This window comes from Pseudomonas sp. SWRI77 (assembly GCF_014269105.1).
GTDB lineage: Bacteria > Pseudomonadota > Gammaproteobacteria > Pseudomonadales > Pseudomonadaceae > Aquipseudomonas > Aquipseudomonas capeferrum.
Genome location: NZ_JABWRV010000002.1, coordinates 125781 through 150255 on the forward strand (window position 1 = coordinate 125781; position 24475 = coordinate 150255).

General features: G+C 61.5%; 26 protein-coding genes. 11 read left to right on the forward strand and 15 right to left on the reverse strand.

Going from position 1 to position 24475, the window contains the following annotated elements; genetic code table 11:
* Positions 1-9: 9 nt before the first annotated feature.
* Positions 10-537 carry a chalcone isomerase family protein gene (locus HU766_RS02975; protein ID WP_186653209.1) on the reverse strand — a complete coding sequence of 176 codons (528 nt, stop codon included), beginning with the start codon at positions 535-537 and terminating at the stop codon, positions 10-12.
* Between the two features lie 99 nt (positions 538-636).
* On the reverse strand, positions 637-1197 hold the full coding sequence (locus HU766_RS02980) for a hypothetical protein (RefSeq protein WP_186653213.1): 561 nt from the start codon (positions 1195-1197) through the stop codon (positions 637-639).
* 200 nt (positions 1198-1397) lie between these two features.
* On the opposite strand from HU766_RS02980, the gene chrA reads away from it, so the two are divergent.
* Positions 1398-2615: a chromate efflux transporter gene (gene chrA / locus HU766_RS02985; protein WP_186653227.1), complete on the forward strand. Its 1218-nt coding sequence runs from the start codon at positions 1398-1400 to the stop codon at positions 2613-2615.
* Between the two features lie 241 nt (positions 2616-2856).
* On the opposite strand, the gene HU766_RS02990 is transcribed toward chrA, so the two are convergent.
* From HU766_RS02990 to HU766_RS03020, 7 genes are read right to left on the reverse strand one after another with little or no spacing between them, the layout of a single operon-like run.
* Positions 2857-4218: an ATP-binding protein gene (locus HU766_RS02990; protein ID WP_186653230.1), complete on the reverse strand. Its 1362-nt coding sequence runs from the start codon at positions 4216-4218 to the stop codon at positions 2857-2859.
* Positions 4215-4877 carry a response regulator gene (locus HU766_RS02995; protein WP_033697875.1) on the reverse strand — a complete coding sequence of 221 codons (663 nt, stop codon included), beginning with the start codon at positions 4875-4877 and terminating at the stop codon, positions 4215-4217. Before HU766_RS02995 ends, HU766_RS02990 begins: the two co-directional genes overlap by 4 nt.
* Positions 4878-4879: 2 nt before the next feature.
* Positions 4880-5521 (reverse strand): hypothetical protein, encoded by a 642-nt coding sequence (locus HU766_RS03000; RefSeq protein ID WP_186653233.1) that lies wholly within the window; start codon positions 5519-5521, stop codon positions 4880-4882.
* Positions 5518-6324: an SDR family oxidoreductase gene (locus HU766_RS03005; protein WP_186653236.1), complete on the reverse strand. Its 807-nt coding sequence runs from the start codon at positions 6322-6324 to the stop codon at positions 5518-5520. The genes HU766_RS03000 and HU766_RS03005 overlap by 4 nt, the downstream gene beginning before the upstream one ends.
* Positions 6311-6991: an iron-containing redox enzyme family protein gene (locus HU766_RS03010; protein ID WP_186653239.1), complete on the reverse strand. Its 681-nt coding sequence runs from the start codon at positions 6989-6991 to the stop codon at positions 6311-6313. Before HU766_RS03010 ends, HU766_RS03005 begins: the two co-directional genes overlap by 14 nt.
* Before the next feature lie 8 nt (positions 6992-6999).
* Positions 7000-8463 (reverse strand): AMP-binding protein, encoded by a 1464-nt coding sequence (locus HU766_RS03015; RefSeq protein WP_186653244.1) that lies wholly within the window; start codon positions 8461-8463, stop codon positions 7000-7002.
* Complete coding sequence (locus HU766_RS03020; protein ID WP_186653247.1) at positions 8453-9130, reverse strand: thermostable hemolysin; 678 nt, start codon at positions 9128-9130, stop codon at positions 8453-8455. Before HU766_RS03020 ends, HU766_RS03015 begins: the two co-directional genes overlap by 11 nt.
* Positions 9131-9367: 237 nt before the next feature.
* On the opposite strand from HU766_RS03020, the gene HU766_RS03025 reads away from it, so the two are divergent.
* A complete protein-coding gene (locus HU766_RS03025) occupies positions 9368-9793 on the forward strand; it encodes a potassium channel family protein (protein ID WP_033697881.1) in 426 nt (141 codons plus the stop codon).
* A 108-nt stretch (positions 9794-9901) separates the two neighbouring features.
* On the forward strand, positions 9902-10471 hold the full coding sequence (locus HU766_RS03030; RefSeq protein WP_186653252.1) for a GNAT family N-acetyltransferase: 570 nt from the start codon (positions 9902-9904) through the stop codon (positions 10469-10471).
* Here the strand turns inward: HU766_RS03030 and HU766_RS03035 are convergent.
* From HU766_RS03035 to HU766_RS03045, 3 genes are read right to left on the reverse strand one after another with little or no spacing between them, the layout of a single operon-like run.
* Complete coding sequence (locus HU766_RS03035) at positions 10450-11112, reverse strand: hypothetical protein (RefSeq protein ID WP_186653667.1); 663 nt, start codon at positions 11110-11112, stop codon at positions 10450-10452. The two genes, HU766_RS03030 and HU766_RS03035, sit on opposite strands and share 22 nt — an antisense overlap.
* A gap of 19 nt (positions 11113-11131) precedes the next feature.
* Entirely contained in the window at positions 11132-12499 is a 1368-nt protein-coding gene (locus HU766_RS03040; protein ID WP_186653255.1) for an MBL fold metallo-hydrolase, read from the reverse strand.
* Positions 12490-13416 (reverse strand): universal stress protein, encoded by a 927-nt coding sequence (locus HU766_RS03045; RefSeq protein WP_186653258.1) that lies wholly within the window; start codon positions 13414-13416, stop codon positions 12490-12492. Before HU766_RS03045 ends, HU766_RS03040 begins: the two co-directional genes overlap by 10 nt.
* A gap of 184 nt (positions 13417-13600) precedes the next feature.
* On the opposite strand from HU766_RS03045, the gene HU766_RS03050 reads away from it, so the two are divergent.
* Positions 13601-14149: a GNAT family N-acetyltransferase gene (locus HU766_RS03050; RefSeq protein ID WP_186653262.1), complete on the forward strand. Its 549-nt coding sequence runs from the start codon at positions 13601-13603 to the stop codon at positions 14147-14149.
* A 26-nt stretch (positions 14150-14175) separates the two neighbouring features.
* Here HU766_RS03050 and HU766_RS03055 read toward each other — a convergent pair whose 3' ends face one another.
* The gene (locus HU766_RS03055) at positions 14176-15102 is read right to left on the reverse strand and encodes a universal stress protein (protein ID WP_186653265.1); all 927 of its coding nucleotides are present in this window, start codon (positions 15100-15102) and stop codon (positions 14176-14178) included.
* A 191-nt stretch (positions 15103-15293) separates the two neighbouring features.
* Between HU766_RS03055 and HU766_RS03060 the strand changes: the two genes are divergently transcribed.
* The 4 genes from HU766_RS03060 (at position 15294) to HU766_RS03075 (ending at position 18683) form a co-directional block, all read left to right on the forward strand.
* A complete protein-coding gene (locus HU766_RS03060) occupies positions 15294-16367 on the forward strand; it encodes an NAD(P)-dependent alcohol dehydrogenase (protein ID WP_186653267.1) in 1074 nt (357 codons plus the stop codon).
* Positions 16368-16448: 81 nt separating this feature from the next.
* Complete coding sequence (locus HU766_RS03065) at positions 16449-16637, forward strand: hypothetical protein (RefSeq protein ID WP_186653269.1); 189 nt, start codon at positions 16449-16451, stop codon at positions 16635-16637.
* A 1-nt stretch (position 16638) separates the two neighbouring features.
* Positions 16639-17445 (forward strand): helix-turn-helix domain-containing protein, encoded by an 807-nt coding sequence (locus HU766_RS03070; protein ID WP_186653271.1) that lies wholly within the window; start codon positions 16639-16641, stop codon positions 17443-17445.
* A complete protein-coding gene (locus tag HU766_RS03075) occupies positions 17445-18683 on the forward strand; it encodes an MgtC/SapB family protein (RefSeq protein ID WP_186653272.1) in 1239 nt (412 codons plus the stop codon). Before HU766_RS03070 ends, HU766_RS03075 begins: the two co-directional genes overlap by 1 nt.
* Before the next feature lie 97 nt (positions 18684-18780).
* On the opposite strand, the gene HU766_RS03080 is transcribed toward HU766_RS03075, so the two are convergent.
* On the reverse strand, positions 18781-19995 hold the full coding sequence (locus HU766_RS03080; protein WP_033697892.1) for a type II toxin-antitoxin system HipA family toxin: 1215 nt from the start codon (positions 19993-19995) through the stop codon (positions 18781-18783).
* Entirely contained in the window at positions 19995-20339 is a 345-nt protein-coding gene (locus HU766_RS03085) for a helix-turn-helix domain-containing protein (RefSeq protein WP_186653273.1), read from the reverse strand. Before HU766_RS03085 ends, HU766_RS03080 begins: the two co-directional genes overlap by 1 nt.
* Before the next feature lie 232 nt (positions 20340-20571).
* On the opposite strand from HU766_RS03085, the gene HU766_RS03090 reads away from it, so the two are divergent.
* The 3 genes from HU766_RS03090 to HU766_RS03100 are packed head-to-tail and all read left to right on the forward strand — an operon-like array spanning position 20572 to position 24474.
* The gene (locus tag HU766_RS03090) at positions 20572-22218 is read left to right on the forward strand and encodes a mechanosensitive ion channel family protein (RefSeq protein WP_238338550.1); all 1647 of its coding nucleotides are present in this window, start codon (positions 20572-20574) and stop codon (positions 22216-22218) included.
* Positions 22219-22231: 13 nt separating this feature from the next.
* On the forward strand, positions 22232-23572 hold the full coding sequence (gene potE, locus HU766_RS03095) for a putrescine-ornithine antiporter (protein WP_186653278.1): 1341 nt from the start codon (positions 22232-22234) through the stop codon (positions 23570-23572).
* Positions 23569-24474, forward strand: coding sequence for an amino acid ABC transporter substrate-binding protein (locus HU766_RS03100; RefSeq protein ID WP_186653281.1), 906 nt, complete (start codon positions 23569-23571; stop codon positions 24472-24474). The genes potE and HU766_RS03100 overlap by 4 nt, the downstream gene beginning before the upstream one ends.
* The last annotated feature ends 1 nt before the right edge of the window (position 24475 follow it).

A 24475-nucleotide genomic window follows, 5' to 3' on the forward strand; every position in this document is an offset into this window, starting at 1 on the left:
ACATGTTCCTCAGTCGTTGCCAGCCAGCCCAAGCAGGCGCTGGCGCAGTTGTGTATCCCGGGCTCCGGGGTCGAGCCAGATGGCAAAGAACGCCCTGGCAAAGACCGGGTCGGCGATATCGCGGCTGAATTTACCGTCGACGTAAAAGCGGCAGCCCTGCCCCGGCAGGTACAAGCCAGTAATGCGCATGCCGGGGCGCACATCCACGAATGCCTCTTCAATCCCATGGGTCCACGCCGTGCGTTGTTGCGGCGTTATGCTGCCACCGTTGAGGCGGCGCATTTCCTCAAGGCTGGCCTGTACCAAGGTGTCCCTGGACAACGAACGGTGGTAGAGGAGCTCAAGGGCGAAAGGCTGGCTCCAGTCATGAACTGGCCCTGCTGTCCATAATTGTGCTGTGTAAAGACGCAGTCCAAACCAGGTGAACTCACCACTCCCCAGCCGTTGCGCCCCAGGCAGCTCCGCTCGCCAGCCCGCCACCGCCGAAAAGGCCGCCAGTAGCAGACAAAGGCAAGTCCAACGAGCACGGTGCGCCATACTGACCTCAAGCACGCGTAAATACTGTACAACAATAGCATCTTGTACAGATATTGTGCTCACAATGCATAGATTTTAATGCACAGCGCAAGACCTCGGTCACGCCACTAGCGATATGATCAGGTCCGCAATATTAAGAGGTACGAATGCCACGGTCAGCAGCGTATAGGCCTTGCGCGAGCTGGCTGCAAACACACACAGCGGGATCATGATCATGACCACGTCAAAGGCGCCCCAAAGCGCCATGGGCGAAACGCCGAACAACAGAATGTTGACGATGAACCCAAGCAGGTAATAGCCCGACAGGAACAGCAGCGCGTAGCGGCCATCCTGCTCGAAGTACACACGAAGCCCTTCGCGCTCGTCCTCACTGCGGCTAGGCAACATCAGCGCCGAGGAAACGAACAGCGCAAGAGCCAGCAGCACCAACAGCAAGAACTCCTGGAACGAGAAGGTCGCCCTGACTTGCGGCAGCGAATTGACTGCCCACCAGAAATCCATCTGGGTGGTGAAGAGCATGACCGCCCAGACCAGAGCCACCCAGTCTGGAGCAGCGGTGCGACGGATACGGAAGACGGTCAGCGCCCCCAGAAGCAGGCGCGTGACAGAAAGGCCCAAGACCATAGACAGGACGGTAGCAACGATAGGGAAATTGCTCATGGTGCCTCCTGCTGACCAAGACTCTGGACAGCGTAGGCGGCGAACAGCAAACTTTGCACAAATGAGTACGGATTATGGGGCTTGTCGCAGGATTTTAGTGCCGGTGAAACCGAGCGCCGCGGGGCTACGCGCCAAAGCAACCTTCAAGGCTGGCTGTTCCCCACCAAAAACAGCAGCGTCACTTACCCAAGGAGCCTGTCTTGTCAGAACGCACTCACTGCGGCGTGAAGCCCAGCGACTCTGCCTGGTCGGTGTTTCTGGTGTTCTTGCGCCTGGGGCTGACGTCTTTCGGTGGCCCCATTGCGCACCTGGGTTACTTTCGTGAAGCATTTGTAGCGCGCCGCCAATGGCTCAGTGAACGCAGTTATGCCGAGCTGGTCGCCCTGTGCCAACTGCTTCCCGGCCCCGCCAGCAGCCAGGTGGGCATCGCGCTGGGCCTTTCACGGGCGGGGTACCCGGGCGCTGTCGCTGCGTGGGCTGGGTTCACATTGCCATCGGCCCTCCTGCTGACGCTGTGTGCTCAGGGCCTGGGGGCATGGGGAGGTGGCGCCCCAAGTGGCCTGTTGCACGGCCTGAAAATCGTCGCAGTCGCCGTGGTGGCCCAGGCCGTATGGGGCATGGCACGTAGCCTCTGCACCGATTTCGCGCGGGTAGCCATCGCCCTGTTCGCTGCCTGTACCGCGCTGCTGTGGCCCAACGCAGTCGGGCAGATAGCCGTGATCACAGGCTCGGCCATCACAGGCTTGATCCTGCTCAAGCCTCCGGGCTCCCCGGCAGGGGAAGAGCTGCCGTTTTCACTCAGCCGAAAGGCCGGGCTGGCTGCGCTGGTAATGTTCTTTGCCTTGTTGGTGGGCTTGCCGCTATTGACCCGCATCTGGCCCTCGCAAGCACTGGCAATGATCAACGCCTTTTATAGCGCCGGCTCGCTGGTATTCGGCGGTGGGCATGTCGTTCTACCGTTGCTGGAGTCGGCCACAGTGGCCAATGGCTGGGTCGCGAATGACACCTTTCTCGCAGGGTATGGCCTGACGCAGGCCATACCGGGCCCACTGTTCACGTTTGCAGCCTTCCTGGGTGCATCCATGAGCGTGCAGCCGTCCGGCTGGGTGGGCGCGACGGTTGGCATTCTCGCCATTTTTACCCCCTCCTTCCTATTGGTGGTCGGTGTAGTTCCCTTCTGGGAAACACTGCGGCGCAGCGCCCGCAGCCAGTCAGCGCTTGCCGGTGTAAACGCCGGCGTGGTCGGGCTTCTGCTGGCAGCCTTGTACCAACCGGTGTGGACGAGCGCCATAGCCAAGCCAGCAGACTTGGCATGGGCGCTGATCGCCTTGATGGCCCTGATGTTCTGGAAGTGGCCTGCGTGGTTGGTTGTCCTGGGCTGCGGCGTATTCGGTTGGCTGCTGAGCAGCACCTTTTAGGCTCTGTACGAAAAGTTTTGTGGGAGCGGCGGTGCGGCGATCCGACTTGTCCCGCGATGGAGTGCGAAGCGCTCCTGTACCCGACATCAAATGGTGTCAAAGAAGCCGCGAACTCAGGCTTTGCTGCCGCGTTGCGGCAGATCGCGGGGCAAGTCGGATCGCCGCACCGCCGCTCCCACAACGATGAATGACCCTACTTTTCGTACAGAACCTAAGGGCCTTAGAGACAGTATCGGGCAGCTCACTGCAAGGGAAGCGACACGATGGCAGCCAGCCCACCAATGGCCCTGTTTTCCAGGCGCACCTGCCCCCCCAGCCGCTCGACGATAGTGGCCACGATGGATAACCCCAGCCCTGCGCCATTGGGGCTATTGCGGCTATAGAAGCGCTCGAATACCCGCACAAGATTCGCCTCGTCTAGACCTGGCCCTTCATCTTCGACAACCAGTTCGAAGCGATTGGCCAGGCGCCTGAGTGATACCGTGATACGCCCGCCAGGCGGTGAATGCTCTACCGCATTGGAAACCAGGTTCTGCAAGGCGATGCCCAGCGCTCCGGAGTCGATCATCAGGGCATGGTCACCTTCGCTGAGATCCAGCGAGGGCTCCAGGCCGCGATCCAGTATCCAGGGTGTGAGATCCGCCAGCACATCGGTGACCACTTCGCCCAAGTCGACACGGGTGGCGCGCTGACCGAGGCGCGGCTCGACGCGGGCAAGGGTCAGCAACTGGTTGACCACCCGGGTCAGCCGGTCGACACCGCCAATTAAAAAGCCCAGGGCTTTCTGCCGCTCGGCATCGGTACTGGCGGCCTGTGCGTTTTGCGCATGCAGGCGCAGGATCGCCAGGGGCGTGCGCATCTCATGGGCGGCGTCGGCAATGAACCGATGCTCGCGCCGCAGCAGGTCATCGATCTGCGCAAGCAGGCGATTGATAGCCGCCTGCATGGGCTCAAGCTCGGTCGGCAACGGCACCAGTTGCAGGGGTTCGAGGGAGTCGGCATGGCGCGCACGAATCACATCGGCCATGTTCTGCAACGGGCGCAACCCCCAGCCGATGGCCGCCCAGACCAACAGCGCCAAGCCCAGGCTGCCGAGCAGGAACGGGAACAGGGTATGGCGTACGATGCGGTCGATCAGGTCGTAACGCACGTCGTCGCGCTCACCCACCCAGATCACCCACTGTTTTTCGGGTACCGGTAATACAAAGCCGCGCCATTGTTCGCCACCGCTGGCAAAATCGTAGAAGCCCGCCGCCGTAGGCGGTGCGTCGAGGGTCGGTGCACTGGGGGTGTGCACCAGCAACCGTGCTCCCTCCCCCCACACCTGGAACGCCAGCTTGCTCTCATAGGGGTGGCCCACACGGTGGCGCCCGGCCTTGCCCAGCGCCTCGTCGAATGCCTGATACAGCTTTTCGCGGTTGCCATCCTGCACCGGCAGGCTCATCACTCCCTGCAACAGCCGGGCATTCTGAGCCATGTGAGCATCGTAGACTTCGTTGATCTCGCGTCGGCTGTCGTGATAGTTGTACAACGCCAACAAGCCGGTGCCGAGCAGCATCAGCACCATCACCCGCCACAGCGTGCGCTGGCGCAGCGAGCTCATACCTTGCCCTCGACCAGATAACCGATACCGCGCACCGTGCGGATCAGGCCGTTGAACAGTTTCTTGCGCAGGTGATAGATGTTCACTTCCAGCGTGTTGCTCTCAGGCTCCTCGTCCCAGCCATACAGCAGCTGGGTCAGCCGCTCACGCGTGAACACCTTGCCCGGTTGCGCCAGCAACTCGTGCAGCAGGCGATACTCCTTGGGCGTCAGTATCACGGGCACACCGTTGTAGTGCACCTGCTGAGTGGCAGGGTCCAGGCTTACGCCTGCGTGCTCGATGAGCACCTTGGCCCGGCCGGCGCTGCGCCTGAGCAAGGCGCGCAGGCGAGCCTTGAGCTCGTTGAGGTCGAAAGGCTTGACCAGGTAGTCGTCGGCACCGGCATCCAGGCCAGAGATACGGTCCTCGGTCGCATCGCGGGCAGTGAGGATCAGCACCGGCAGGCTGTTGCCCCCTGCCCTCACCCGTCGCAGCAGATCGATACCGCCCAACCGCGGCAGCCCGAGGTCGAGGATCACCAGGTCGAACACTTCGTGTTGCAGGGCATGCAGCCCGCTCAGGCCATCGCGCAACCAGTCGAGGGTGTAGCCCTCCTGGCGCAACCCGTCGCAGATCCCCTCGCCCAGGGCGGTATCATCCTCAACCAGCAGCAGCCGCATGTTCAGTCCTGTTTGTCCTTGATGGCCTTGAGTAAAGCATCGATATCGCCACGCCGGCCCTGGTCGGCCAGCTCGCGGCCTGGCCGTGGCGGCGCCTGGCGTGCTTTTTCCAGGGCGGCGGTGGCTTCAGCGTAGCGTTTTTGCCGGAACAGATGATCGGCCCAGAAGTAATTGCTGTCGATACCGTTGGGGTTCACTTGCAGCGCCTTGCGCAATAAAGTGTCTGCCTTGTCGCTGTCACCGAACCCGATGGGCCAGCCCGGCACCTGGTCGTACAAAGTGCCCAGGCTGGTATAAGCCGAGCCCTGCAGGGCATTAGGGTCGAGTTTCATCGCCTCTTCGAGGCTGGCCTTGGCCGACTTGACCTTGCCCAGCGCCCCCAGGCCGCCGATGGCACCCGCCCAACTGCTGTTGATGATGCCCTCCCAGATCAAGGGTTCGGCCGAGCCCGGATGCTGATGGACCAGCGTAGAAGCGTCGGCTGCGAGTTTCTCGAACGCATCGGCGCGTTTGTCTTTGGGCGTTTGGTACTGGATCTGCGCCCAGCGCTGCTGCAAGTTAGCCAATTGTTGGCTGCCGGCCTGGTCCAGCGCCCAGGTGAGCGGTGCGAATGCCAGCAAGCCAGCGATGAACAGACGTTTCATTTGATCGACTCCTTGGAATGGCTAGCGAGGTAACGACGGATCACCGGCAGTTGCTTGCGCAATGCACGGTCGACCACGCCGGGCAACATGCCGTTGATGCGTACGAAGAGCTTTTCCGGCCAGCCCAGGTAAAGCTCCCTGCGCTCTGACTGCACGGCCTTGAGCACAGCGCGGGCCACATCTGCCGGGTCGTCCATGCCGACTTTCAGGGCCTTGTTGAGCGCCGTGGCAGCGGTGCTGTTCATCGCGGTGCGTGTTGCCCGGGGGGCGGCGTACATGACATTCACCGAGGTATCGGCCAGCTCGCGGCGCAGCGCCTCCGAGAAGCCGCGCAGGGCAAACTTGCTGGCGCAGTAGGTGGCATAGCCGGGGTAGCCGATCGAGCCGTAGGTGGAACCGACGTTGACCACCAGTGCCCTGGGTTGTGCGCGCAGCAGCGGCAGGCACACACGCGTCAGTTGCAGGGCGGCTTTGAGGTTGATGTCCAGCAACTCGTCCAGCGCCTGCTCGTCGATCTGATCGAACAGGGCAAAACGGTTCACGCCCGCGGCATTGATCAGGACGTTGACCCCGCCCATCTCCTGGGCACGGGCAAGCACCTGCTCGCGCCCCTCATGGCTGCGCAGATCGGCCGACTGCCAGAGCAGCCTGTCGTGATAACGGTTCATCAACCCGGCGAGTTTGCCCATCTGCCGGCTCACCGCCAGTACCCGGGCACCGGCTGCGCACAACTGCTCGGCCAGTTCCAGGCCGATGCCTCCGCTGGCGCCGGTGAGTATCACTACACACTCAGGCAAGCGCATGACGCACCTCTTGCAGGCCCGCACGCGGCAGCCCCTGGAACATATCGGTATACAGCCGGTAAACCACTTTGGCCGCTTGGATCACAGCCCGCTGGTCGTCAGCATCATCAAGGCGGTCCATTAACTGCCGGTAGGTGACCATGTGATCCTGGTCCAGCGCGCCATGGGAGCTGAGGTAGCTGAAGGCCCTGTCGGGCAACGCCAGCGTGCTCTGGATCGTGCCGGCGGCCTGGGTGGCCAGGGCAATGCTGGTGCCTTCGAGCACATTTACCATGCCAAACAGCCCGACCGGGTTGCCGCGGGCGATGATGTCGTAAAGGTAGGCGACCATCAGCTCGATCGGCAGTGCCGGGCGACCGTCACGTACCGCTTCCCAGTCGCCACCGCAGGCATTGATGTCATTGAGGATCCACTGCTCGTGGCCGTACTCTTCCTCGATGTATTCGCAGACGGCGCCGCGCAGCCATTCCAGGCGCGAAGGCAGGCGCGCCCCGCACGCCATCATCAGCGGCACGGTATGGCGTACATGGTGGTATGCCTGGGTCAGGAAGGCCACATAGCTGTCGAGGCTGACGTGCCCCGCCAACGCATCGCGTATGACCGGCACGGCGAACAGGGCCTGACGCTCCTGGCTGGTTTGCATTTGCAGGGTATCGAAAAAGGACATGGCAGACCTCACAACGGGATATCGGATAACAGGGAGTGGTAACGCCGCAGGATGGCCTCGCGGCGCGGGCGGCCATTGGCGGTCAGGGTGTCTTCGGTACTGGACAAGGGGCACGGCAGGCGACGCCAGGCATGGACCCTGGCGTAGTCCGGCAGCACGGCATTGCAATGCTGCACAGCCTGGTCGATGAGGGTGTCGGGGGTAGCGGGGTCCAGCGGCCAGAGCAATGCGAGGTTCTTTGGCAGGGCCTCGCCATGCACGAACGCCTGGGCGATCACGCCGCTCTGGGTCAGTTCGGCCTCCACCCACTCCGGGTTGACGTTGCGCCCGAAGCTGGTGATGAACTGGTGTTTCTTGCGGCCATCGAGGTACAGGTAGCCCTCCTCGTCGAAATGGCCGAGGTCGCCGGTGGCCCACCAGCTATCGCAAACAGGTGGTTCCGCCAGATAGCCGAGCAACACCGAGCCCGCCACCAGCACCTCCCCGTCCTCGGCGATACGCACCTGCACATGGGGCAGCGGTTTGCCGACACTGCCTCGGCGGGCTGCGCCCGGCTGGTTCAAGGCCACCACCGAAGCGCACTCGGACAGGCCATAGCCCTCGAACACTGGCAGGCCGATCGCTTCGGCGCGGGCCAGCAAGCTGGGCGCCACCCGGGCACCGCCGACCGCAACGAACCGTAGCGCCCCCACCTGCATCAGCCCGCGCTCGATGGCAGTGATCAGCCCCATCAACAGCTGTGGCACCACAATCAGGCTCTGCGCGCCGCTCAGGGCGATAGCCCCCAGCAAGCGCTTGAAATCGACCTGGCTTGCACCGCCCATGCCCAGTTGCGCCTGGGGGTACAGCAGCAGACTCGCCCCGGCCATCAATGCGGCGTAGACCCCAAGGTTTTCCAGCAGCACACCAAGCGGCAGCACCGCCAGGTAACGCTGAGGTTCACAGGGCCGGCTGGCCACCTCCAGTTCCCGGGCGACACGCAACAGGGCTTCGACAGACAGGCACACGCCTTTGGGCTTGCCCGTACTGCCGGAGGTGTAGGTGATCTTGGCGGTGCCGGCAGGCAGCGCTGCAGCGGGCTCTGCCTCGCGAACCCAGAACACGTCCTGCTGAGCGAACCCCAGCTCGGCGAGCGTACCGTGCCATTGCGGGTCGCACAGCACATGGCTGGCACCACTCTGCTCAATGCAATGGCTGAACTGGGCAACACTGAAGAACGACGGGACGATTACACAGGGACGCTCGGCAAACAGCGCCGCCAAATCCCAGAACAGCAACTGCGGGCTGTTATCCAGCGCCAGTACCAGAGGGCCTGGCGAACACGTACGCAAGCTGTGGGTGCGTAACCCCACCTCTGCCAGCAACTGCCTGTAGGTGAAGCGCTCGGTCGCCCCTTGCACGGCAATGGCGTCAGCGTGATCGCGGGCAAACGTGACCAGCAGTTGATGAAAGCGCTCCAGTTCATGCGGCATGGCCAGCCTCCTGAAAGGCCGTAGGTAATCCCAGGCGCTGGAACACTCCAGCCTTGCTCAAGGCATCGAAGCCATGACCGATGCTGCCGGCAAAGACTTGCGGATGCTGAGCGTAGTAGTTACCCCATTGGTCCACCTGCCCATTCAGCCGAGCCGGGTCGGCCGACGCCAGTACCGATGGCACCAATCCCAGGCGCCGGAAACTGTTGATCAGCGTCGTCGCGCCGGTGAACGCCACCCACTTCAGGCCCCGTGTGGCCAGCAACCAAGTCACCGCTATGATCATGATTCGCGCGCTACCGGCACTGAGCGAGGCCAGGTTGCCGACTTCGACCATGCACTCACGCTCAAGGGGGCAGCCTGCTACGCGTGAAACTGCAGCTTCCAGCGGCTCATCCAGGTAGTGCTCGAGAAACAGCGGCCCGCTGCTGGCCGGGCGCAAGCCTGCGGCAGCAACCAGCCGACCATGGCTGTCATGCAGCGCCAGCAGTTCTGGGAGGTAATGGTGCACATCAGCGTGGTGCACGCTGGCAAAACACTGATGAATGAAGTGCTCCAGCTCATCGCGGCCAGGGTCCTTGTGCAGATGAAGCGACAAGTGGGCGTGATTGTCGACGTGGCTGCCGATAGGCAATGGGAGCAGGCTGCTCCACTGAGACTGGGTCATGAAACTCCCCCCGTTTGGGCTTGATGGGGTGAGTATCAGTGGTCAATCTGAAGGGAATCTGAAGTCAAGGATTCGACCTTGGTCGCAGGGCGCGTGCTGATCGTTGGAGACAGAAGCCAGCGCGATAAGAGCGGCCACTGACTGACCTTTATCAATCACCCCGTGATGTTCAAGCGTAGAACCGACACGATGGCCTTTATCGGCCAAACTTCTGTCAGGGCCACAGGGGAGCCACCAATGTTAACCGTCACACTGATCAACGCGCTGGTCGTGATGCTGGTGGTGGTGATTCATTACGAATGCCTGCTACGCCTGAACGACTGGCTACCGCGGCTCAAGCTCTGGAGCCGGTTTCGCATCGTCATCGGGGTGTTCGGCGCGTTGGCGGCCCACGCACTGGAAGTCTGGTGCTTTGCCCTGGCCTATTACCTGATGGCTAATGCCAAAGGCTGGGGTACGCTGAGCGGCAACTTCGATGGCACATTCATGGACTGCGTGTACTTCTCATTCACCACCTACACCACCATCGGCTTTGGCGATATCGCGCCAAGTGGCGACCTCAAATACCTTACAGGCCTGCAGGCGCTGACGGGCCTGGTGATGATCACCTGGACGGCCTCCTTTCTGTTTCTGGAAATGCAGAAGTACTGGAAGACCAAGTAGCGAGGCGTGGGGAAATCAGCGCGGCAATTGACAACTATCAAGTACGCAAAAGGCGCCGCGTTGAAACTGTACCTCCTTTGTACACCCCCAAATATAAGGAGGCTTGCCATGGCATCCGCCGAAACACCCCGCCCCCACGCCGCAGCGTCATTTCCTGCCACCACCGGCGAACACTGGATCGAAGCGCTCGACAACGGCACCCATGTGCTGATCAGGCCTTTGCAGCCCAAAGACCGCCAGCGCGAGAAGAACTTTATCGAACGCCTGTCGCCACAGTCGCGCCACTTCCGCTTCCTGTGCCAACTCACGGAGCCTGGCGAAGCCATGCTGGATCAACTGATGGTCGTCGACCACGACCAGCATATGGCCTATGTGGCCCTCGCCCATGTCGACGGTGAACTGCAGGAGGTTGGTATTTCCCGTTACGCGACCCGATCGGGTAGTGAAGAATGCGAGTGCGCCGTCACCGTCCTCGATAGCTGGCAGCGTCACGGTTTGGGTACATTGCTGCTCCAGCACCTGATCGACCACGCACGCGCCCAGGGCCTGCGGCACATGTATTCCATGGACGCTGCGGCCAATGTGGCGATGCGCGACCTGGCTCAGGCAGCAGGGTTTACCAGCGTCAGAGACCCGGATGACCCAAGCCAGTTGATTCACCGGCTTTCGCTGGCCTGAGGCGATGCCGCAGCGGTGGCCTCCGGCAGCAGGTCCAGTTGCTCCAGACACTGCCGCTCATCGGCCGCGGTCACCCCCTCGAACGCCCTGACTTCAAGCAACGGCGTATTGAACAGGGCCAGCCGGATGACGCCGTTGCGATCCAGAAACGTTTGCGCCAGGCACTGGCAGACCGATTTGGCCACCAGTGCGGCGAACGCTCGATCCTCTGGCAGATCAATCTGTGCCTGCAAGTGGGTCTCGCACCCGCTCACAATGCCTTGTACGGAACGGCTGGCGAGCACGAGTGTGCTTATGCCCAGCACGGCGAACAGTAGCAGCATGCCCAGCATAATGTTCGACTCTCTGGCCACACCCCGGATCAAGGCAAGCCTCGCTTGCCAACCTGTGCCCTGCTCGGAAAAAATGGTCTCGCCCACAGCGCCCTTGAAACAGCGCTGCACGGCCAACCCGACCGCCGCGCTCAGCGCCAGCACTGCCAGCACAATGACCGGGGCACGCATGGGCAGCCGCCAGGCCGGGCCCAGCACCTGATACACCGAGGCGGCAACCACCAGCGTGGCAATTGCCGCGATCCATCCAAGGCTGCCCCTGGGACGTGTTACCCAGGCCCTGAGCTTTGCCCTTGCTTGCATATTCATGAGAACCTCCAGCACCGTGCTAGCGCACAGGGTCTATGGCAACCGTTTCCAGGTGCTCGGGCACGCACACCTGCCAGCCGAGCTCGAGGCTTATCCGTCGACGCAAGGTGTCCGCAGCATGCGGTTCGCCATGAATGACGTAGGTTTGCCGCGGTGGCCGGGTGAACCCGCGTAACCACTCCATGATTTCGTCCGCATCGGCATGCGCCGACAGGTTGTCCATGGCAAAGACCTGCGCCCGGATCGGCACATCTTCGCCATGCAGGCGCACGCTGCGCGCTCCGGCAACAATATCGGCACCCCGAGTACCGCCTGCCTGAAAGCCGGAGAACAGGATGCTGTTATGAGGATTGGGCGCCAGCGCCTTGAGGTGGTGCAACACCCGCCCCCCCGTGGCCATGCCGCTTGCGGCAATGATCACCGCAGGTTCGCGCAGCTGATCCAGGTGCCTGGATTCATCGACCGTACGGATGATCTGTGTGCCTTTGCACATCTGCGCGCACTCCAGCGCCGTCAGGCGGTGCTCACGCCTGAACTGTTGGTACAGGGCCGTGGCATCCATCGCCATCGGGCTGTTGAGATACACGGGTATGTCGGGTATCAGCCCGTCGCGCTTGAGCGTGTACAGGTAGTACATCAACAGTTGCGCACGGCCAATGGCAAATGACGGTACCAGCGTGATGCCATGGCGCAGCAGGGTCTGGTTGATCACATCGGCCAGGTAACGCTCCGGAGCCTGAGCAGGGTGCGAACGGTCACCATAGGTCGATTCCACCAGCAGCGCATCGGCCGCACCGATCAGCTCGGGCGCACGCATCACGGGGTCGTGGGGCCGCCCCAGATCGCCTGATGACACCAGCGTCTGGCCATCTACCGTCAGTTGCACGGTCGCCGCGCCCAGAATGTGCCCGGCCGTGCGCAGCAACAGTTCGATACCGGGCGCGATCTGGGTGCGATGGTGCAACGCGACGGGCCTGAACAGCTGCAGTGCGCGCTTGGCATCCTGCTCGGTGTACAAGGGGCGAGCCGGCGAATGCTTGGAATAACCATGACGATTGGCATGTTCGGCCTGCTCCTCCTGCAGCCGGGCGCTGTCGAGCAACAGGATTTCAGCCAGGGCACAGGTCGCAGGGGTGGCATATACAGGCCCGCTGAAGCCTTCGCGCGCCAACACCGGCAGGTATCCGCTGTGGTCCAAGTGGGCATGGGTGAGTACCACCGCATCGACCGCACGCAGTGCCGCTGGAAGTGGCTCCCAGTTGCGCAAGCGCAGTTGCTTGTAGCCCTGGAAAAGCCCGCAGTCGATCAGCACCCGTGTCGAATCACGCGTCAGCAGGAACTTGCTGCCCGTCACCGTGCCCGTACCGCCGAAAAAGGTCAGTTGCATGGCGGTGGCTCCCAGGTGTCGATCACGCAGGCATGAACGGTCAGCACGCTGCACGGTGGATCGCTCACCATACGTTCGGTGGTGTCGCCCAGCAGCTTGCTCAAACCCTTGGGCTGCACTACCCCCAGGACCAGTACGTCGATATCTAGGGCCGCTACCTGCTCCCGGATCACGTGCACTGCCCCGCCTTCCTTGAAATGCCGGCAATCGAGGGGCACACCTTCGGCATCGGCCAATTCATCGAAGGACACCTGCAAGGCATCACGCATCTCCTCGACCCAGGTCTGCGCAACCAGCATGTCCGGGGCAAACACACCAACCAGGTCATATGCCGAGAGCAGGTGCAACTGCGCATCGCATTGCAGCGCCAGCGCATCGGCGGCCCGGATGAGGGCGCGGTTGAATAGCATCTGGGCATCGGGTTCATCGTGCAAGGCGGTGTCCACGGCTATCAGTATGCGTTTGGGCAAGGACGCGGCTGCCCGGGGCACGAAATGCATCAAGCCTTGGTACGATCGCATCAGCGCGCAGTCCAGCGGCGTGCCGAAAAACCGGGCCAGTGCCGGTGTTGTTTCGGTGTCCTTGATGACCATATCGGGCTTGAGCTCGCGGATGTAGTCGGCTGCCTGGTCGCGCAGGTCTTCTGCCTTGACGATATCCACCGTCAGATAGGTATTACTGGACCGGTGATGTTCGACCAGTTCCACAAGCTGCTTGCGATAGAGCCCGTATTGGCGCTGCAGCTCGGCTTCGTTCAGCCGCTCCTGGTGTAAAGAATGCGCCTCGTACGGCTCGAACAGCCCAACGATATGCACCGCTGCGCCGCTGACCTGCGCCAGGGCAAGTGCCCGGCGCAGAGCCGCCGAGTGCGGGTCTATGTCTGTAAGCAGCACCAGCAGTTGTCGATACTGACCCATGGGAAACCTCCGGCCGCACGCGGCGATGGCAAGTAGCATCAATCTTCGAGCGCCCTACCCTTCAGCGCTTGATGCAGATCAGAAAGTCATCACCCGCGCACCAACTTGATCAATGTCAGAACCGTACCGACGCCTCACGGTACAACCAGTACAGCCCACGTTGATCAGGCCCTCTGGAGGCCCTATGAACAATCAGTTGCTGGAAACCGAAGACACAAGCGAACACTGGGTAGACACCCTTGCTGACGGCACAGCCGTGCTGATTCGCCCGCTGCGCGATGATGATCACGAACGGGACAGACGCTTTGTGAGCACGATCAGCCATGAGGCCCGGCGTTTTCGTTTTCTCGCCGGACTCAGCGGTGGCTTGCCCGGCCTTGACGCGCAGTTGATGCCGGTTGACGGTCACCAGCGCATGGCCTACGTAACGCTGGCCCATGCGAATGGCCAGCTGCATCAGCTTGGCGTAAGCCGCTATGCCGCGACCCCGGGTAGCCACAATTGCGAATGTGCCGTCGCTGTCAGTGAACAATGGCAACGCAAAGGGCTGGGCAAGCTGTTGCTGCAGCACCTGATCGAAGCAGCTCGGCGCAATGGCTACCAGTGCATGGTGTCCAGGGACCTGTCGAGCAACTACGCCATGCACCGGCTGACCAAGGCGCTGGGCTTCAGTTCGCGCTACCTGGGCGGCGATGTCAGCGAAATCCTCCATGAGCTTGACCTGCGCGCCTGAAACAAGGCCCTTGCGGGCCTTGCACTTCAACCTTGCGAATGCTCGGGCGAGATCACCAGAACACTGCTGCGGAGCCGATGCAGGATGCGCTCGGCCGTACTGCCGATAAACCAGCCGATACCATGATGGTGGTAGCTCCCCATCACCAGCACATCGATATCGTTGTTGTCCATGAACAGCGCCAGCACCTTGGTCGGGTCCCCCACCCGCATGTGGCGGTGCTCGGCGGGGATCCCGTTGCGTTCGGCCAATGCCTGGAAGGCATCGGCCTGAGCCTCGTGAAGTGTCCGTGACAGGTTCGAATCGAACAGGAATGAATGTTCCCGACTGCCTTCGGTGTCCAGGTACATGGAACTCATATCGTAGGCATACAGCAGTTCGATCTGGGCGTTGCATTGCAAGGCCATCTTGAGAGCTTCGCTGATGATATGGTCGTTGAAGCCTTCGAACTGATCCTCCGGGCGAGAAAGGTCAACCGCTGCAAGTATCCGCCGCGGCAGGGCATTGCTGGCGTTGTGTACAAGGTGTAGGGGAATTCGGGTGTCGCGCAGCAACTGCACGTCGAGCGAGGTGAACATGGCTCGCATCCACCACGGCTCATGCTCCAGCCCCTTGATCAGCAGGGCGAACGGCTGCTCACGCAGATGCACCTGGATCTCGTCCAGCGGATTTTGCACCCACAAAACCTCCGTGGTTACTGTCACGCCGTTGCGGCGCATCGACAGTGCCTGGGTTTCCAGCCAGGCACGGTGTTGCTGAACATAGCCCTCACGCATGACCGCCAACGCCTGGTCGTTGACCAGGCCGGCAGTGGCCAGGCCCTCAAGGTAGTCAAAGGCGACGATGTGCAATGGCATGCCCTTGGCTTTGGCCAGGGCCGCCGCACGGTCATAAACCGGCGTGCGGCGCATCAAGGGCGATGCGATCAGAAGAAGTCGTTGCGGGTTGGTCATGGCACACCTCTGCGGGCTCGATGAGTACCTTGATGATCTGACAGCGGCGCCTGTGCGGTTTGATGTTTATCAAAAGTCAGAGGGCACTGATCAACGGCTGCCGCCGTTTGACGCAAAATTGACACGGATCAAGACTTACACGCTTTTTAGGCGCACGCTGCTAACAATCAGCGATGCCCCGGAGGCATGCCATGGCACTCATGAAAGCGGCCATTTATGTCGAAAAGAACCGCATCGTGCTGGAAGACAAGCCCATCCCTGAGATCGGCCCGCTAGATGCGCTGATGCGCATCAGCACCACGACGATCTGTGGCACCGATGTGCATATCCTGCGTGGCGAGTATCCAGTGGCCAAAGGGCTGACCGTCGGCCACGAGCCAGTGGGTGTCATCGAAAAACTGGGCTCAGAGGTTCGCGGATTCCACGAAGGGCAACGCGTCATCGCTGGCGCCATCACCCCAAGCGGCTACAGCAATGCCTGCCTGTGTGGCTGTGGCGCCCAGGACGGCGCCGGAACGGCGCATGGTTTCAAGGCCATCGGTGGCTGGAAGTTCGGCAATGTCATTGACGGTTGCCAAGCTGAATACGTGCGGGTGCCGGACGCGATGGCCAACCTCTCCCCCATTCCTGACAGCCTCAACGATGAACACGTGCTGATGTGCCCCGATATCATGTCCACTGGCTTTTCCGGTGCAGAACGCGGGGGCGTGACAATCGGCGATACCGTCGCCGTGTTCGCCTTGGGCCCGATCGGCCTGTGCGCGGTCGCCGGCGCCAAAATGCTGGGTGCCACCACCATCATCGGCGTGGACACCGTGGCGGCGCGCATCAGCGTGGCACGCGAAATGGGGGCTTCACACGTGGTCGACTTCAAGCAAGGCAACGTGGTGGCGCAGATCATGGCGCTGACCGATGGCCGTGGCGTAGATGTAGCGATCGAAGCGCTGGGCACCCAGGCCACCTTCGAATGGGCACTGCGGGTGCTGCGCCCCGGCGGCACGTTGTCCAGCCTGGGCGTGTACAACGCCGACCTGCGCATCCCCGTGGATGCATACGCTGCCGGCCTTGGCGATTACCGCATCGTGAGCACACTGTGCCCCGGCGGCAAAGAGCGGATGCGCCGGTTGATGGCGGTGGTTGCCAGTGGCCGCGTCGACGTTTCCCCCTTGGTCACCCACCGTTTCCGGCTCGATGATATCGAAGCTGCCTACGAATTGTTCGCCAACCAGCGCGACGGCGTGATGAAGGTGGCGATCACGCCCTGAACCTCGCCACGCCGTCGGCAAGGACGCCATTGCCCCCTATCGATAGGCAGTCCCTTGCTCATGCATGCACTGGAGGTTCCGATGAACGTCTACGTCGAGAAAAGCGCCAACGACAATCGCTGGTGGGTACACATGGACGAGTGGCGGGTGAGTTTCAGAACACCCATTGAAGCCGAACGGTTCGTGGGCGTGCTGACCGCCCGCCTCAACGCGCCTCATTCACTGTACAAGATCACCACCGTCGCTTTCAGACCTGCGAAGGAGGCATGAAATGTCGGGCCTGACCGACTTTCAGCTGCTCGGGCAGCCTGCGCCAACGTGCAAACCACGGCCCGTCCATTTCAAACCACTGACATGCTCGTGCAGTGAGTGCCGGGTCAGCGGCTTGTGTTTGCCCACGGGTTTGCCCATGCAATGCAACAGTTATTTCGGCACACTGATCGGCCCTCGTATCCGGGTCAGGAAGGGGGCTGCGCTGTTCAACGCAAATGTGCCCTTGAGTAGCCTGTATGCAGTGCACTCAGGCAGCTTCAAAACGAACCTGAACAACGCCGAAGGTCAGGGTGTGATCATCAACTTCTGGATGCCAGGGGACGTAATGGGGCTAGATGCCATAGCCACCGAGCTTCATGTCTGTGATGCCATCGCCCTGGAAGACAGCGAAGTGTGCCCGGTGCCCTATCATCGCCTGCAAGCCCTGGCGCGTGATTTCCCCGCGCTGCAACAGAGCTTGAACCGCCTAATGAGCCGGGAGATTATCCGCGAGCATGAGCGCGTGCTGATGCTCTGCAACCTCTCTGCCGAGCAGCGGCTTGCCAGTTTCCTGCTAAGCCTTTCCCGCCGCTTCGTCAGCCGCGGCTATTCATCCCAAGGTTTCGTGTTGCGCATGTCTCGCGAAGACATCGCCTCCTACCTCGGGCTGCGCCTGGAAACCATATGCCGCTCGGTCGCTCACTTACGCAGTTTGGGTATCGTCAAACTGCACGGCCGGCGGGTGGAGATCCTCGACATGCCAGCGCTGATCGCGCTCGAACTGGGTTCCCAAGGCAGCTTTGCCATCGCCCCGGTGCAGACCTGATGCTCGACCTGGTGAACTTGGCTCACGGGGCCGTGGCATTGGGCATCGGCATGCTGGTTGGCCTTGAGCGGGAGCGCAAGAAGGTCAACAGTGAGGCTCCCGCCGCAGCGGGTTTGAGAACCTTCGCAATCACCGCCCTGATGGGCTATGTCTGCCATGTAATGGCTGGCCCGGTTCTGGTCGGCGTTGCATTGGTGGGCATAGCGCTGCTGTTGGCCATTTACCACCGCACAAAACCCGACGAAGATTCGGACATTACCAGCGCAATCGCCTTGCTGCTGGTGTTGGTGTTGGGAGGCCTGACAGTCGAACACCCCGAGCTGGCAACCGCCATCGGTATCGTACTCACCATACTGCTGGCCCTCAGGCGTGAGCTTCACCGTTTCGTGCTGCAGCAACTAAGCGAGGCCGAACTGCGCGATGGCTTGTTGCTCCTCACAGTAGCGCTGGTTGTGCTGCCGTTGACGCCGGACCGGTTCATTGGCCCCTACGGGGTACTGAACCCGCGGGTGATCTGCACGCTGGTCGTGTTACTGATGGCAGTCGGTGCGCTAGGGCATATCGCCATGCGCCTGCTGGGGCCACGCTATGGCTTGGCCCTGAGTGCGATCGCATCCGGGTTTGCCTCTGGCTCGGCGACCATTGCCGTGCTTGGCCATCAAGCACGAAAGCAGGACACGTTCATGCGCGCGTTCGCCGCTGCGGCGGTGCTGTCCAACCTCGCCACCCTTGTCCAGTTTGGTTTGGTGCTTGGCGTTGTCGACGTGCGCTTGCTGCGCCCTTTCTGGCCATCTATAGGTCTCGGTATACTGGTCACGCTCATTTACGGCGTGCTGTTGCTGGCGCCTTGGCGCCCTGTGCCAGCCGGCCCCACGACCAAGCCTGGCAGCGGTGCTTTCAGCCTGTTCACAGCACTGCTCATCACGCTAGCGATTACCTGCATTGCATTGTTTTCGGCGTTTCTGCTCGAGCACCTTGGTCACAAGGGGGTCAGCATTGCTGCCTTTATCAGTGGCTTGGGCGATGCGCATGCCGCAACTGCTTCGGTCGCTTCGCTCGTTGCTGCAGGCCAGCTGAAAAGTGCCGACCTGATGTTACCGGCAATGATGGCGCTCACAGGGAATACCGTGACCAAATGCGTACTGGCATGGAGCGGCGGCGGATCTTCGTTCGCTCGCCACCTCATTCCGGCTCAGCTCGTCATTCTTGGCACGCTATGGCTTGCGTTGTTGATCTGATACATCAGTCCGAACAGCTACCGTTTGGCGCGCGCCGAAAATGCTAAGCCAGGTACCTGCTGCTGGGTTTTTTAATGATTAAACAGTCCGTACTCGCTCAGCTGAGCATCCGCACCGAACTCGCCGCCTCACACGCCATCCTCAGGTCTTCCCCCGCAAGCAAATGCTGGTAATGCGCCTTCAATGCCGGCTCCCAGCCCGCCACTTCTTCCAGTACTTGCTCGGCCTGCTCCCGCGTCAGGGCAAAGTGAGCGTGGTGGCTGAGCAGGTTTGCGCGACTGATCTGGCTGCCCTCACGGCCAACAGCCATGGCCAAGGTTTGTGCCGGCCCTTCTTCGAGCATGGGCAGTACGTCGTACATCGGCGACAGACGCCACCCGCCTGCCACCCAGATCACTGCATGGTTGCGTGGATGGTCGTCAGAGTTCCCCACCAGAGCGTTGTAGCACATGCGTTTGAACAGCTCCTGCAGATCAGCATCGGGCACGCCCCGCCGACGCATTTCATCGGCTACGGCGGCGTAGCGCCAATCCCGATGGTGTGCGCCGTTCCATTCTGAATCCAGCAGGGTCAATGCGCTGAGCATGGGAATGCGCCGGGCGCCCTGTGCAATTGGCGTGCGGTCGAAGCGTTCGATCAGCAAGGTTGAAGGGTTTTCGGCATGCAGCGCGGTTTTTGCCACGTTCAAACCCTGCCCTGCTGCAAAGGTCATGCAGGCATATTCGATGGAGGGCAGGTCGTAGTGGTCGTAGCGATCACGGGGCTTGGCCAGGATCAGCATGCCGTTGTCCTGCAGCGTGCGTTTGGGGCGCGCGCCGCCCAGGGCGGAACGCTGTTGGCGGACGTTGAGGGTTGCTACCGACTCGGCGTCGAGCTGGCCGTCGTACACCGCCTCGCACGCGGCGACGAATTTCGCCAGGCCTTTCAAGGTGGGTACCGCGCCGTCGCCCAGGCCAGGTGCGGGCGTGGTTGCGCCGCCGGCCATCAGGTTGCCGACGCGGTCGTTGTTCGGTGACTTGAGCAAGAAATCGAGGGTGCCCAGTTCCTGGCCGTACGCCCTATGCAGCAGCCGCTCGCCCCAGCCATCAGGCATGGCGTCATTGATGAAGCCGGGTATGCCGCGGTTCTTGGCGATCCCCGTGTAGGGCTCGGCACGCAGGGGGTAATTGATGGGGTCGGGTACCCAGCCGCCCTGCGCCACATGGTCAGGCGCATAGAGGAACTCACCGAGCTTGCCTTTGAGGGTCAGCCGGCCAAGGGTGATGACCTCACCCGTCTCGGGGTGCTCCATATAGATGTAGGCACGGGACATCAGAATTCCTCGGGCTTGGGTTTTGCCAGCCGCACGCGGCGGGATGCGAGGCGCTGGTGGGCATCGTCGTCATCACTGAAGCGGGTGATCTGGGAGGTTTTTTCAATGCCCTCCAGCGAGGCGAAGACCGTGTCGCTGATGCCCAGGCGCCATAACACCAGCATGAAAGAACGCAGGTCCACGCGTGCGGAGCCGCCTTCGATCTTGCGAAGGGTATGCGCGGAGACGCCGATTGCTGCCGTGAGGTCTGTTTGACGCAAACCGAGCGACAGGCGCCTTGCCTTCACCAGAAGCCCTATTTTATTGAGAGTATCGACGCAGGCGACGGGGAAAAAGTCATCCATAAAGTCTACCAGTACTAACATTAAGTCTCATAAGGCAAACCATAGCACGCATTACGGCTTGTTACGATGAACATAAAGCTCGAAATCGTAAGCTTTAACTCTAATAAGGGGCACCATGATTAACGTTATAGATTGCTGATGGTCACCTGTCGGTGATACCGGGCAGGCCAGAAACCCGACTATGCTGGAAGCAGCCCAACGTCGGGTCGCAGGGGAGCGAAGCATGAGGATCATGCGTGGATTCAGGCAAGTGTGTTGGCTGGCTCTGGCGGTGCAGATGCTGTGCTCAACCCTCCTCCATGCAGAGGGCCTGGAGCCTTCGGCGACGGCAGCCGATGCTGCCACCCCTGAGCCTGCAGCACTGCAGATCATCAACCGCACGGTATTTGTCTTTCGTGCCACCCTGCTGGGTGAAACACCACAGGTTCGAGCACTGCGGGCCAAGTCGGCCATTGAAGAAGCGTTGCAGGATGAAGATGACCAAGGCATCAGAATCGACGCTATCCTGAACAGTTACCTGGTACTGCTGGGCGATCGGCGCGCGTTCATTGTCACGCCGCAGGACGCCGCCGCCAACGATATCACCGCGCGCGAAGCCGCCGAGCTGGCCGCAGAGAACCTGCGCCTGGTAGTCGAGGAAACACGCCAGGCGCGCAGCGTGCGTTTTCTCCTTAATGCCGTCGGCTATTCGGCTGCGGCCACCTTGGTGTTCATGCTTCTGGTCAAGGGCGCGCGAGGTGTGCGGCGAAAGCTTTTGGGGCTGCTGCCCAGGCTGATGGGCAAGCATTCCGAGCGTTTCAGGGTGGGTCAAACACCCCTGTTCGACCTGCAGAACCTTTACTATCTGGCCGATCGTTCGCTGTGGTTGGTGTACTGGCTGGTGTTGCTGTTGCTCTGCTACCAGTGGCTGGGCTTCGTGCTGTCGCAGTTCCCTTACACCCGGGCGTGGGGCGAAAGCCTGAATGTCTACCTGATGGAGCTGGTCAGCTATCTGGTCAGCGGCATCCTTCACGCCATCCCCGGGCTTACCGTTGCCCTGTCGATTTTCTTCATTGCCCGCGGTATCAGCGCGTTTTCCAAGCGGGTGCTGCGGCGCATGGCACGGCCGGGCACGTTGAAGTGGCTCAACGAAGAAACCCTGCAGCCCACCATGCGCCTGACATCATTGGCGATCTGGCTGTTTGCGCTGGTGATGGCCTACCCGTACCTACCTGGCTCTGGCACCGATGCCTTCAAGGGCCTGTCGGTACTGCTCGGGCTGATGATTTCGCTCGGTGCCACCAGTGTCGTCGGCCAGGCGGCGGCCGGGCTGATTCTCACCTATACAAGGACGCTGCGCGCCGGTGAGTTCGTGCGCATGGGCGACTATGAGGGCACGGTGACCGAGGTGGGTATGTTCACCACCACCATCCGCACCGGCCTTGGCGAGGTGTTGACGCTGCCCAATTCGATGATCACGGGCACCGTGACGAAAAACTACTCACGCATCGTCGAGGGGCCAGGCTATGTGGTCGATACGGTGGTGACCATCGGCTACGACACGCCGTGGCGGCAGGTCGAAGCGATGTTGCTGGAGGCGGCCAGGCGTACCGATGGCGTACTGGCAAAGCCCGAACCCCAGGTGTTCCAGACGGCGCTGTCGGATTTTTATCCGGAGTACCGCCTAGTGGCCCAGGCCGTTCCGTCGCAGCCCAGGCCACGCGCCCTCCTCCTCAGCCTGCTGCACGCCAATATCCAGGACGTTTTCAACGAGTACGGCGTGCAGATCATGTCGCCCCACTACCTCGGCGACCCATTGCAGGCCAAGTGGGTGCCAAGGGAGCAGTGGTACGCCGACCCTGCCAAGCCAGAACATCCGCAGCCAGCCAGCAAGCCTTGAAAGGGAGTTTGCGATGACGGACCCACGCAAGAAGATGAGCCTGATGGGCCTTACTACGCTGGTGACGGTCAACATGATGGGGTCGGGCATCATCATGCTGCCGACCAACATGGCGCAACTGGGCGCAGTGTCGCTGTTGTCATGGGCCTTCACCGCGATTGGTTCGATGGCCATTGCCTACTGTTTTGCTCAATGCGGGATCTTCTGCCCGCGCTCTGGCGGCTTGTCGGCCTACACCGAAGAAGCCCACGCAAAATCAGGCTTCTTTCTCTGCTCCTACCTGTACTTTCTGTCGCTGGCGATCGCCAACGTGGCGGTGGCAATTTCTGCGGTGGGCTACATGACCGCGTTCGTGCCTTGGTTGGGTACCGGTGCCGTGCCGCTGTTCATCGGCACCGTGGGGCTGATCTGGCTAACCATCGTCGCCAACTTTGGCGGCCCGAACATCACCGGCAAGATCGGTGCGATCACGGTATGGGGTGTCATCATCCCCGTTGCCGGGCTGAGTATCATCGGCTGGTTCTGGTTCAAGCCCGACCTGCTCCAGGCCGCCTGGAACCCCAATGCGTTGCCGCTTTCCGAGGCCATCGGCAAGGCCATACCGCTGACCCTGTGGGCCTTTCTCGGCATGGAGTCGGCAGCCCAGGCGTCTGATGCGGTCGAGAACCCGAAGCGCGACGTGCCGCTGGCGTGCCTCTTCGGCACCCTGGGGGCGGCGGTGGTCTATGTGCTTTCGACCACGGTCATCCAGGGCATCATCCCCAACGCTGAGCTGGCCAACGCGTCAGCGCCTTTCGCGCTGGTCTACGCGAAGATGTTCAGCCCGCTGGTGGGCAATATTGTCATGGCCTTGGCGGTCATGGCCTGTGTCGGCTCACTGCTGGGCTGGCAGTTCACCCTGGCCCAGACCGCCAAGATGACCGCCGACCAGAACCTCTTTCTCAAGCTGTTTAGCAAGCTCAACAGGTTTGGGGCGCCGGTTATTGGCATGATCGTCTGTGGCCTGTTGCAGACTGCAATGGCCGTTTCGACCATTTCACCCAATGCCAGTGCGCAGTTCAGCAAGCTGGTGAACCTTGCTGCGGTGACCAACCTGATCCCCTACGTGACAGCGCTGACCGGGCTACTGGTAATCATGTACAAGGCCAACGTCTCGCCAACGGTGTACTCGCGCAACCTGGTTGTGCTGCTGATTGCCGTGTCCTACTCGCTTTATGCGCTATATGCCTGCGGCATGGAGGCCTTGTTTGGCGGGTTGCTGGTGCTTGCCTTTGGCTACCTGCTGTACGGGTTTCTCGCCAAGCGGTTTGTCTACTCGCCAACTGACGGCCTGAGCGGAGGGCGCGAGCAATGAAGTCGTTATCAGCGAAGCTTTTGCGTCTGCTGCTGGCGGGTGCGCTCTCTGGTGTTTCGGTTGTTTCCTGGGCCGATACCCTGGAGCGGGTGCGCAGCAGTCATACCCTGACGCTGGGCTACCTGCCTGGGTCAGCACCGTTCAGTGCCCTGAACGGCGACACCGTCGAGGGTTACGCCATTGATCTTTGTCTGAAGATCAGTGAACGGGTGAAATCCGAACTGCAGCAACCCGCGTTGCAGGTGCGGTTTCAGCCCGTGGAAATTACCCAAGCGGTTGCTGCGGTCAGCTCGGGCAAAGTCGATATCCTCTGCACGCCGACACCGCAGACGCTGGAGCGGCGCAAAGCAGTGAGCTTTTCGCTGCCGGTGTATACCGCGGGGCTCTCGGCCGTGGTCCGTAAGCAGTCACCTGAGCCGTTACTCAAGGCGCTCAACGGTGAGGTGGCGCATGACGGGCCGACCTGGCGCGCCACGGTCAATCGGGGCCTGGCCAAGCAGACCTATGCCGTATTGGCGGGTAGTGCCACGCAGCAGTGGGTTGGCGAGCAGATGCGGCTGCTTGGGGTGATCGCGACCTTGGTTAGCGTCAAGAGCAATGAGGAAGGCGTACGGCGCGTGGCCGAGGGCGGTGCCGATGCGTTCTTTGCCGACCGTATCCTGCTCAAGACCCACATCGCGTCGGGCTATCCGGACGGCAGCCTATTGCTGCTCGACCGAATCTACGAATATGCGCCGGTTTCGCTGATGATCGCGCGCGGCGATGATGACTTCCGGTTGCTGGTCGATACGGTGCTGAGCGAGATGTACCGGTCGGGCGAAATCGAGCAGGCCTACGTCAAATACCTCGACGGTGTGAGCGACACGGCCAGGCGGTTGTTCAAGGTTTATGCGTTGCCCTGAC

Excerpts from the sequence above, each read along its gene's own strand:
- HU766_RS03090 (WP_238338550.1), top strand. The coding sequence starts at position 20,572 with ATGCGTGGATTCAGGCAAGTGTGTTGGCTGGCTCTGGCGGTGCAGATG.
- HU766_RS03075 (WP_186653272.1), top strand. The coding sequence starts at position 17,445 with ATGCTCGACCTGGTGAACTTGGCTCACGGGGCCGTGGCATTGGGCATC.
- HU766_RS03045 (WP_186653258.1), bottom strand. The coding sequence starts at position 13,416 with ATGGGTCAGTATCGACAACTGCTGGTGCTGCTTACAGACATAGACCCG.
- HU766_RS03100 (WP_186653281.1), top strand. The coding sequence starts at position 23,569 with ATGAAGTCGTTATCAGCGAAGCTTTTGCGTCTGCTGCTGGCGGGTGCG.
- HU766_RS03065 (WP_186653269.1), top strand. The coding sequence starts at position 16,449 with ATGAACGTCTACGTCGAGAAAAGCGCCAACGACAATCGCTGGTGGGTA.
- potE (WP_186653278.1), top strand. The coding sequence starts at position 22,232 with ATGACGGACCCACGCAAGAAGATGAGCCTGATGGGCCTTACTACGCTG.
- HU766_RS03020 (WP_186653247.1), bottom strand. The coding sequence starts at position 9,130 with ATGACCCAGTCTCAGTGGAGCAGCCTGCTCCCATTGCCTATCGGCAGC.
- HU766_RS03040 (WP_186653255.1), bottom strand. The coding sequence starts at position 12,499 with ATGCAACTGACCTTTTTCGGCGGTACGGGCACGGTGACGGGCAGCAAG.
- HU766_RS02980 (WP_186653213.1), bottom strand. The coding sequence starts at position 1,197 with ATGAGCAATTTCCCTATCGTTGCTACCGTCCTGTCTATGGTCTTGGGC.
- HU766_RS03085 (WP_186653273.1), bottom strand. The coding sequence starts at position 20,339 with ATGGATGACTTTTTCCCCGTCGCCTGCGTCGATACTCTCAATAAAATA.
- HU766_RS03060 (WP_186653267.1), top strand. The coding sequence starts at position 15,294 with ATGGCACTCATGAAAGCGGCCATTTATGTCGAAAAGAACCGCATCGTG.
- HU766_RS03070 (WP_186653271.1), top strand. The coding sequence starts at position 16,639 with ATGTCGGGCCTGACCGACTTTCAGCTGCTCGGGCAGCCTGCGCCAACG.
- HU766_RS03025 (WP_033697881.1), top strand. The coding sequence starts at position 9,368 with ATGTTAACCGTCACACTGATCAACGCGCTGGTCGTGATGCTGGTGGTG.
- HU766_RS03035 (WP_186653667.1), bottom strand. The coding sequence starts at position 11,112 with ATGAATATGCAAGCAAGGGCAAAGCTCAGGGCCTGGGTAACACGTCCC.
- HU766_RS02995 (WP_033697875.1), bottom strand. The coding sequence starts at position 4,877 with ATGCGGCTGCTGCTGGTTGAGGATGATACCGCCCTGGGCGAGGGGATC.
- HU766_RS02975 (WP_186653209.1), bottom strand. The coding sequence starts at position 537 with ATGGCGCACCGTGCTCGTTGGACTTGCCTTTGTCTGCTACTGGCGGCC.
- HU766_RS03080 (WP_033697892.1), bottom strand. The coding sequence starts at position 19,995 with ATGTCCCGTGCCTACATCTATATGGAGCACCCCGAGACGGGTGAGGTC.
- HU766_RS02990 (WP_186653230.1), bottom strand. The coding sequence starts at position 4,218 with ATGAGCTCGCTGCGCCAGCGCACGCTGTGGCGGGTGATGGTGCTGATG.
- HU766_RS03030 (WP_186653252.1), top strand. The coding sequence starts at position 9,902 with ATGGCATCCGCCGAAACACCCCGCCCCCACGCCGCAGCGTCATTTCCT.
- HU766_RS03010 (WP_186653239.1), bottom strand. The coding sequence starts at position 6,991 with ATGTCCTTTTTCGATACCCTGCAAATGCAAACCAGCCAGGAGCGTCAG.
- HU766_RS03055 (WP_186653265.1), bottom strand. The coding sequence starts at position 15,102 with ATGACCAACCCGCAACGACTTCTTCTGATCGCATCGCCCTTGATGCGC.
- HU766_RS03000 (WP_186653233.1), bottom strand. The coding sequence starts at position 5,521 with ATGAAACGTCTGTTCATCGCTGGCTTGCTGGCATTCGCACCGCTCACC.
- HU766_RS03005 (WP_186653236.1), bottom strand. The coding sequence starts at position 6,324 with ATGCGCTTGCCTGAGTGTGTAGTGATACTCACCGGCGCCAGCGGAGGC.
- HU766_RS03015 (WP_186653244.1), bottom strand. The coding sequence starts at position 8,463 with ATGCCGCATGAACTGGAGCGCTTTCATCAACTGCTGGTCACGTTTGCC.
- HU766_RS03050 (WP_186653262.1), top strand. The coding sequence starts at position 13,601 with ATGAACAATCAGTTGCTGGAAACCGAAGACACAAGCGAACACTGGGTA.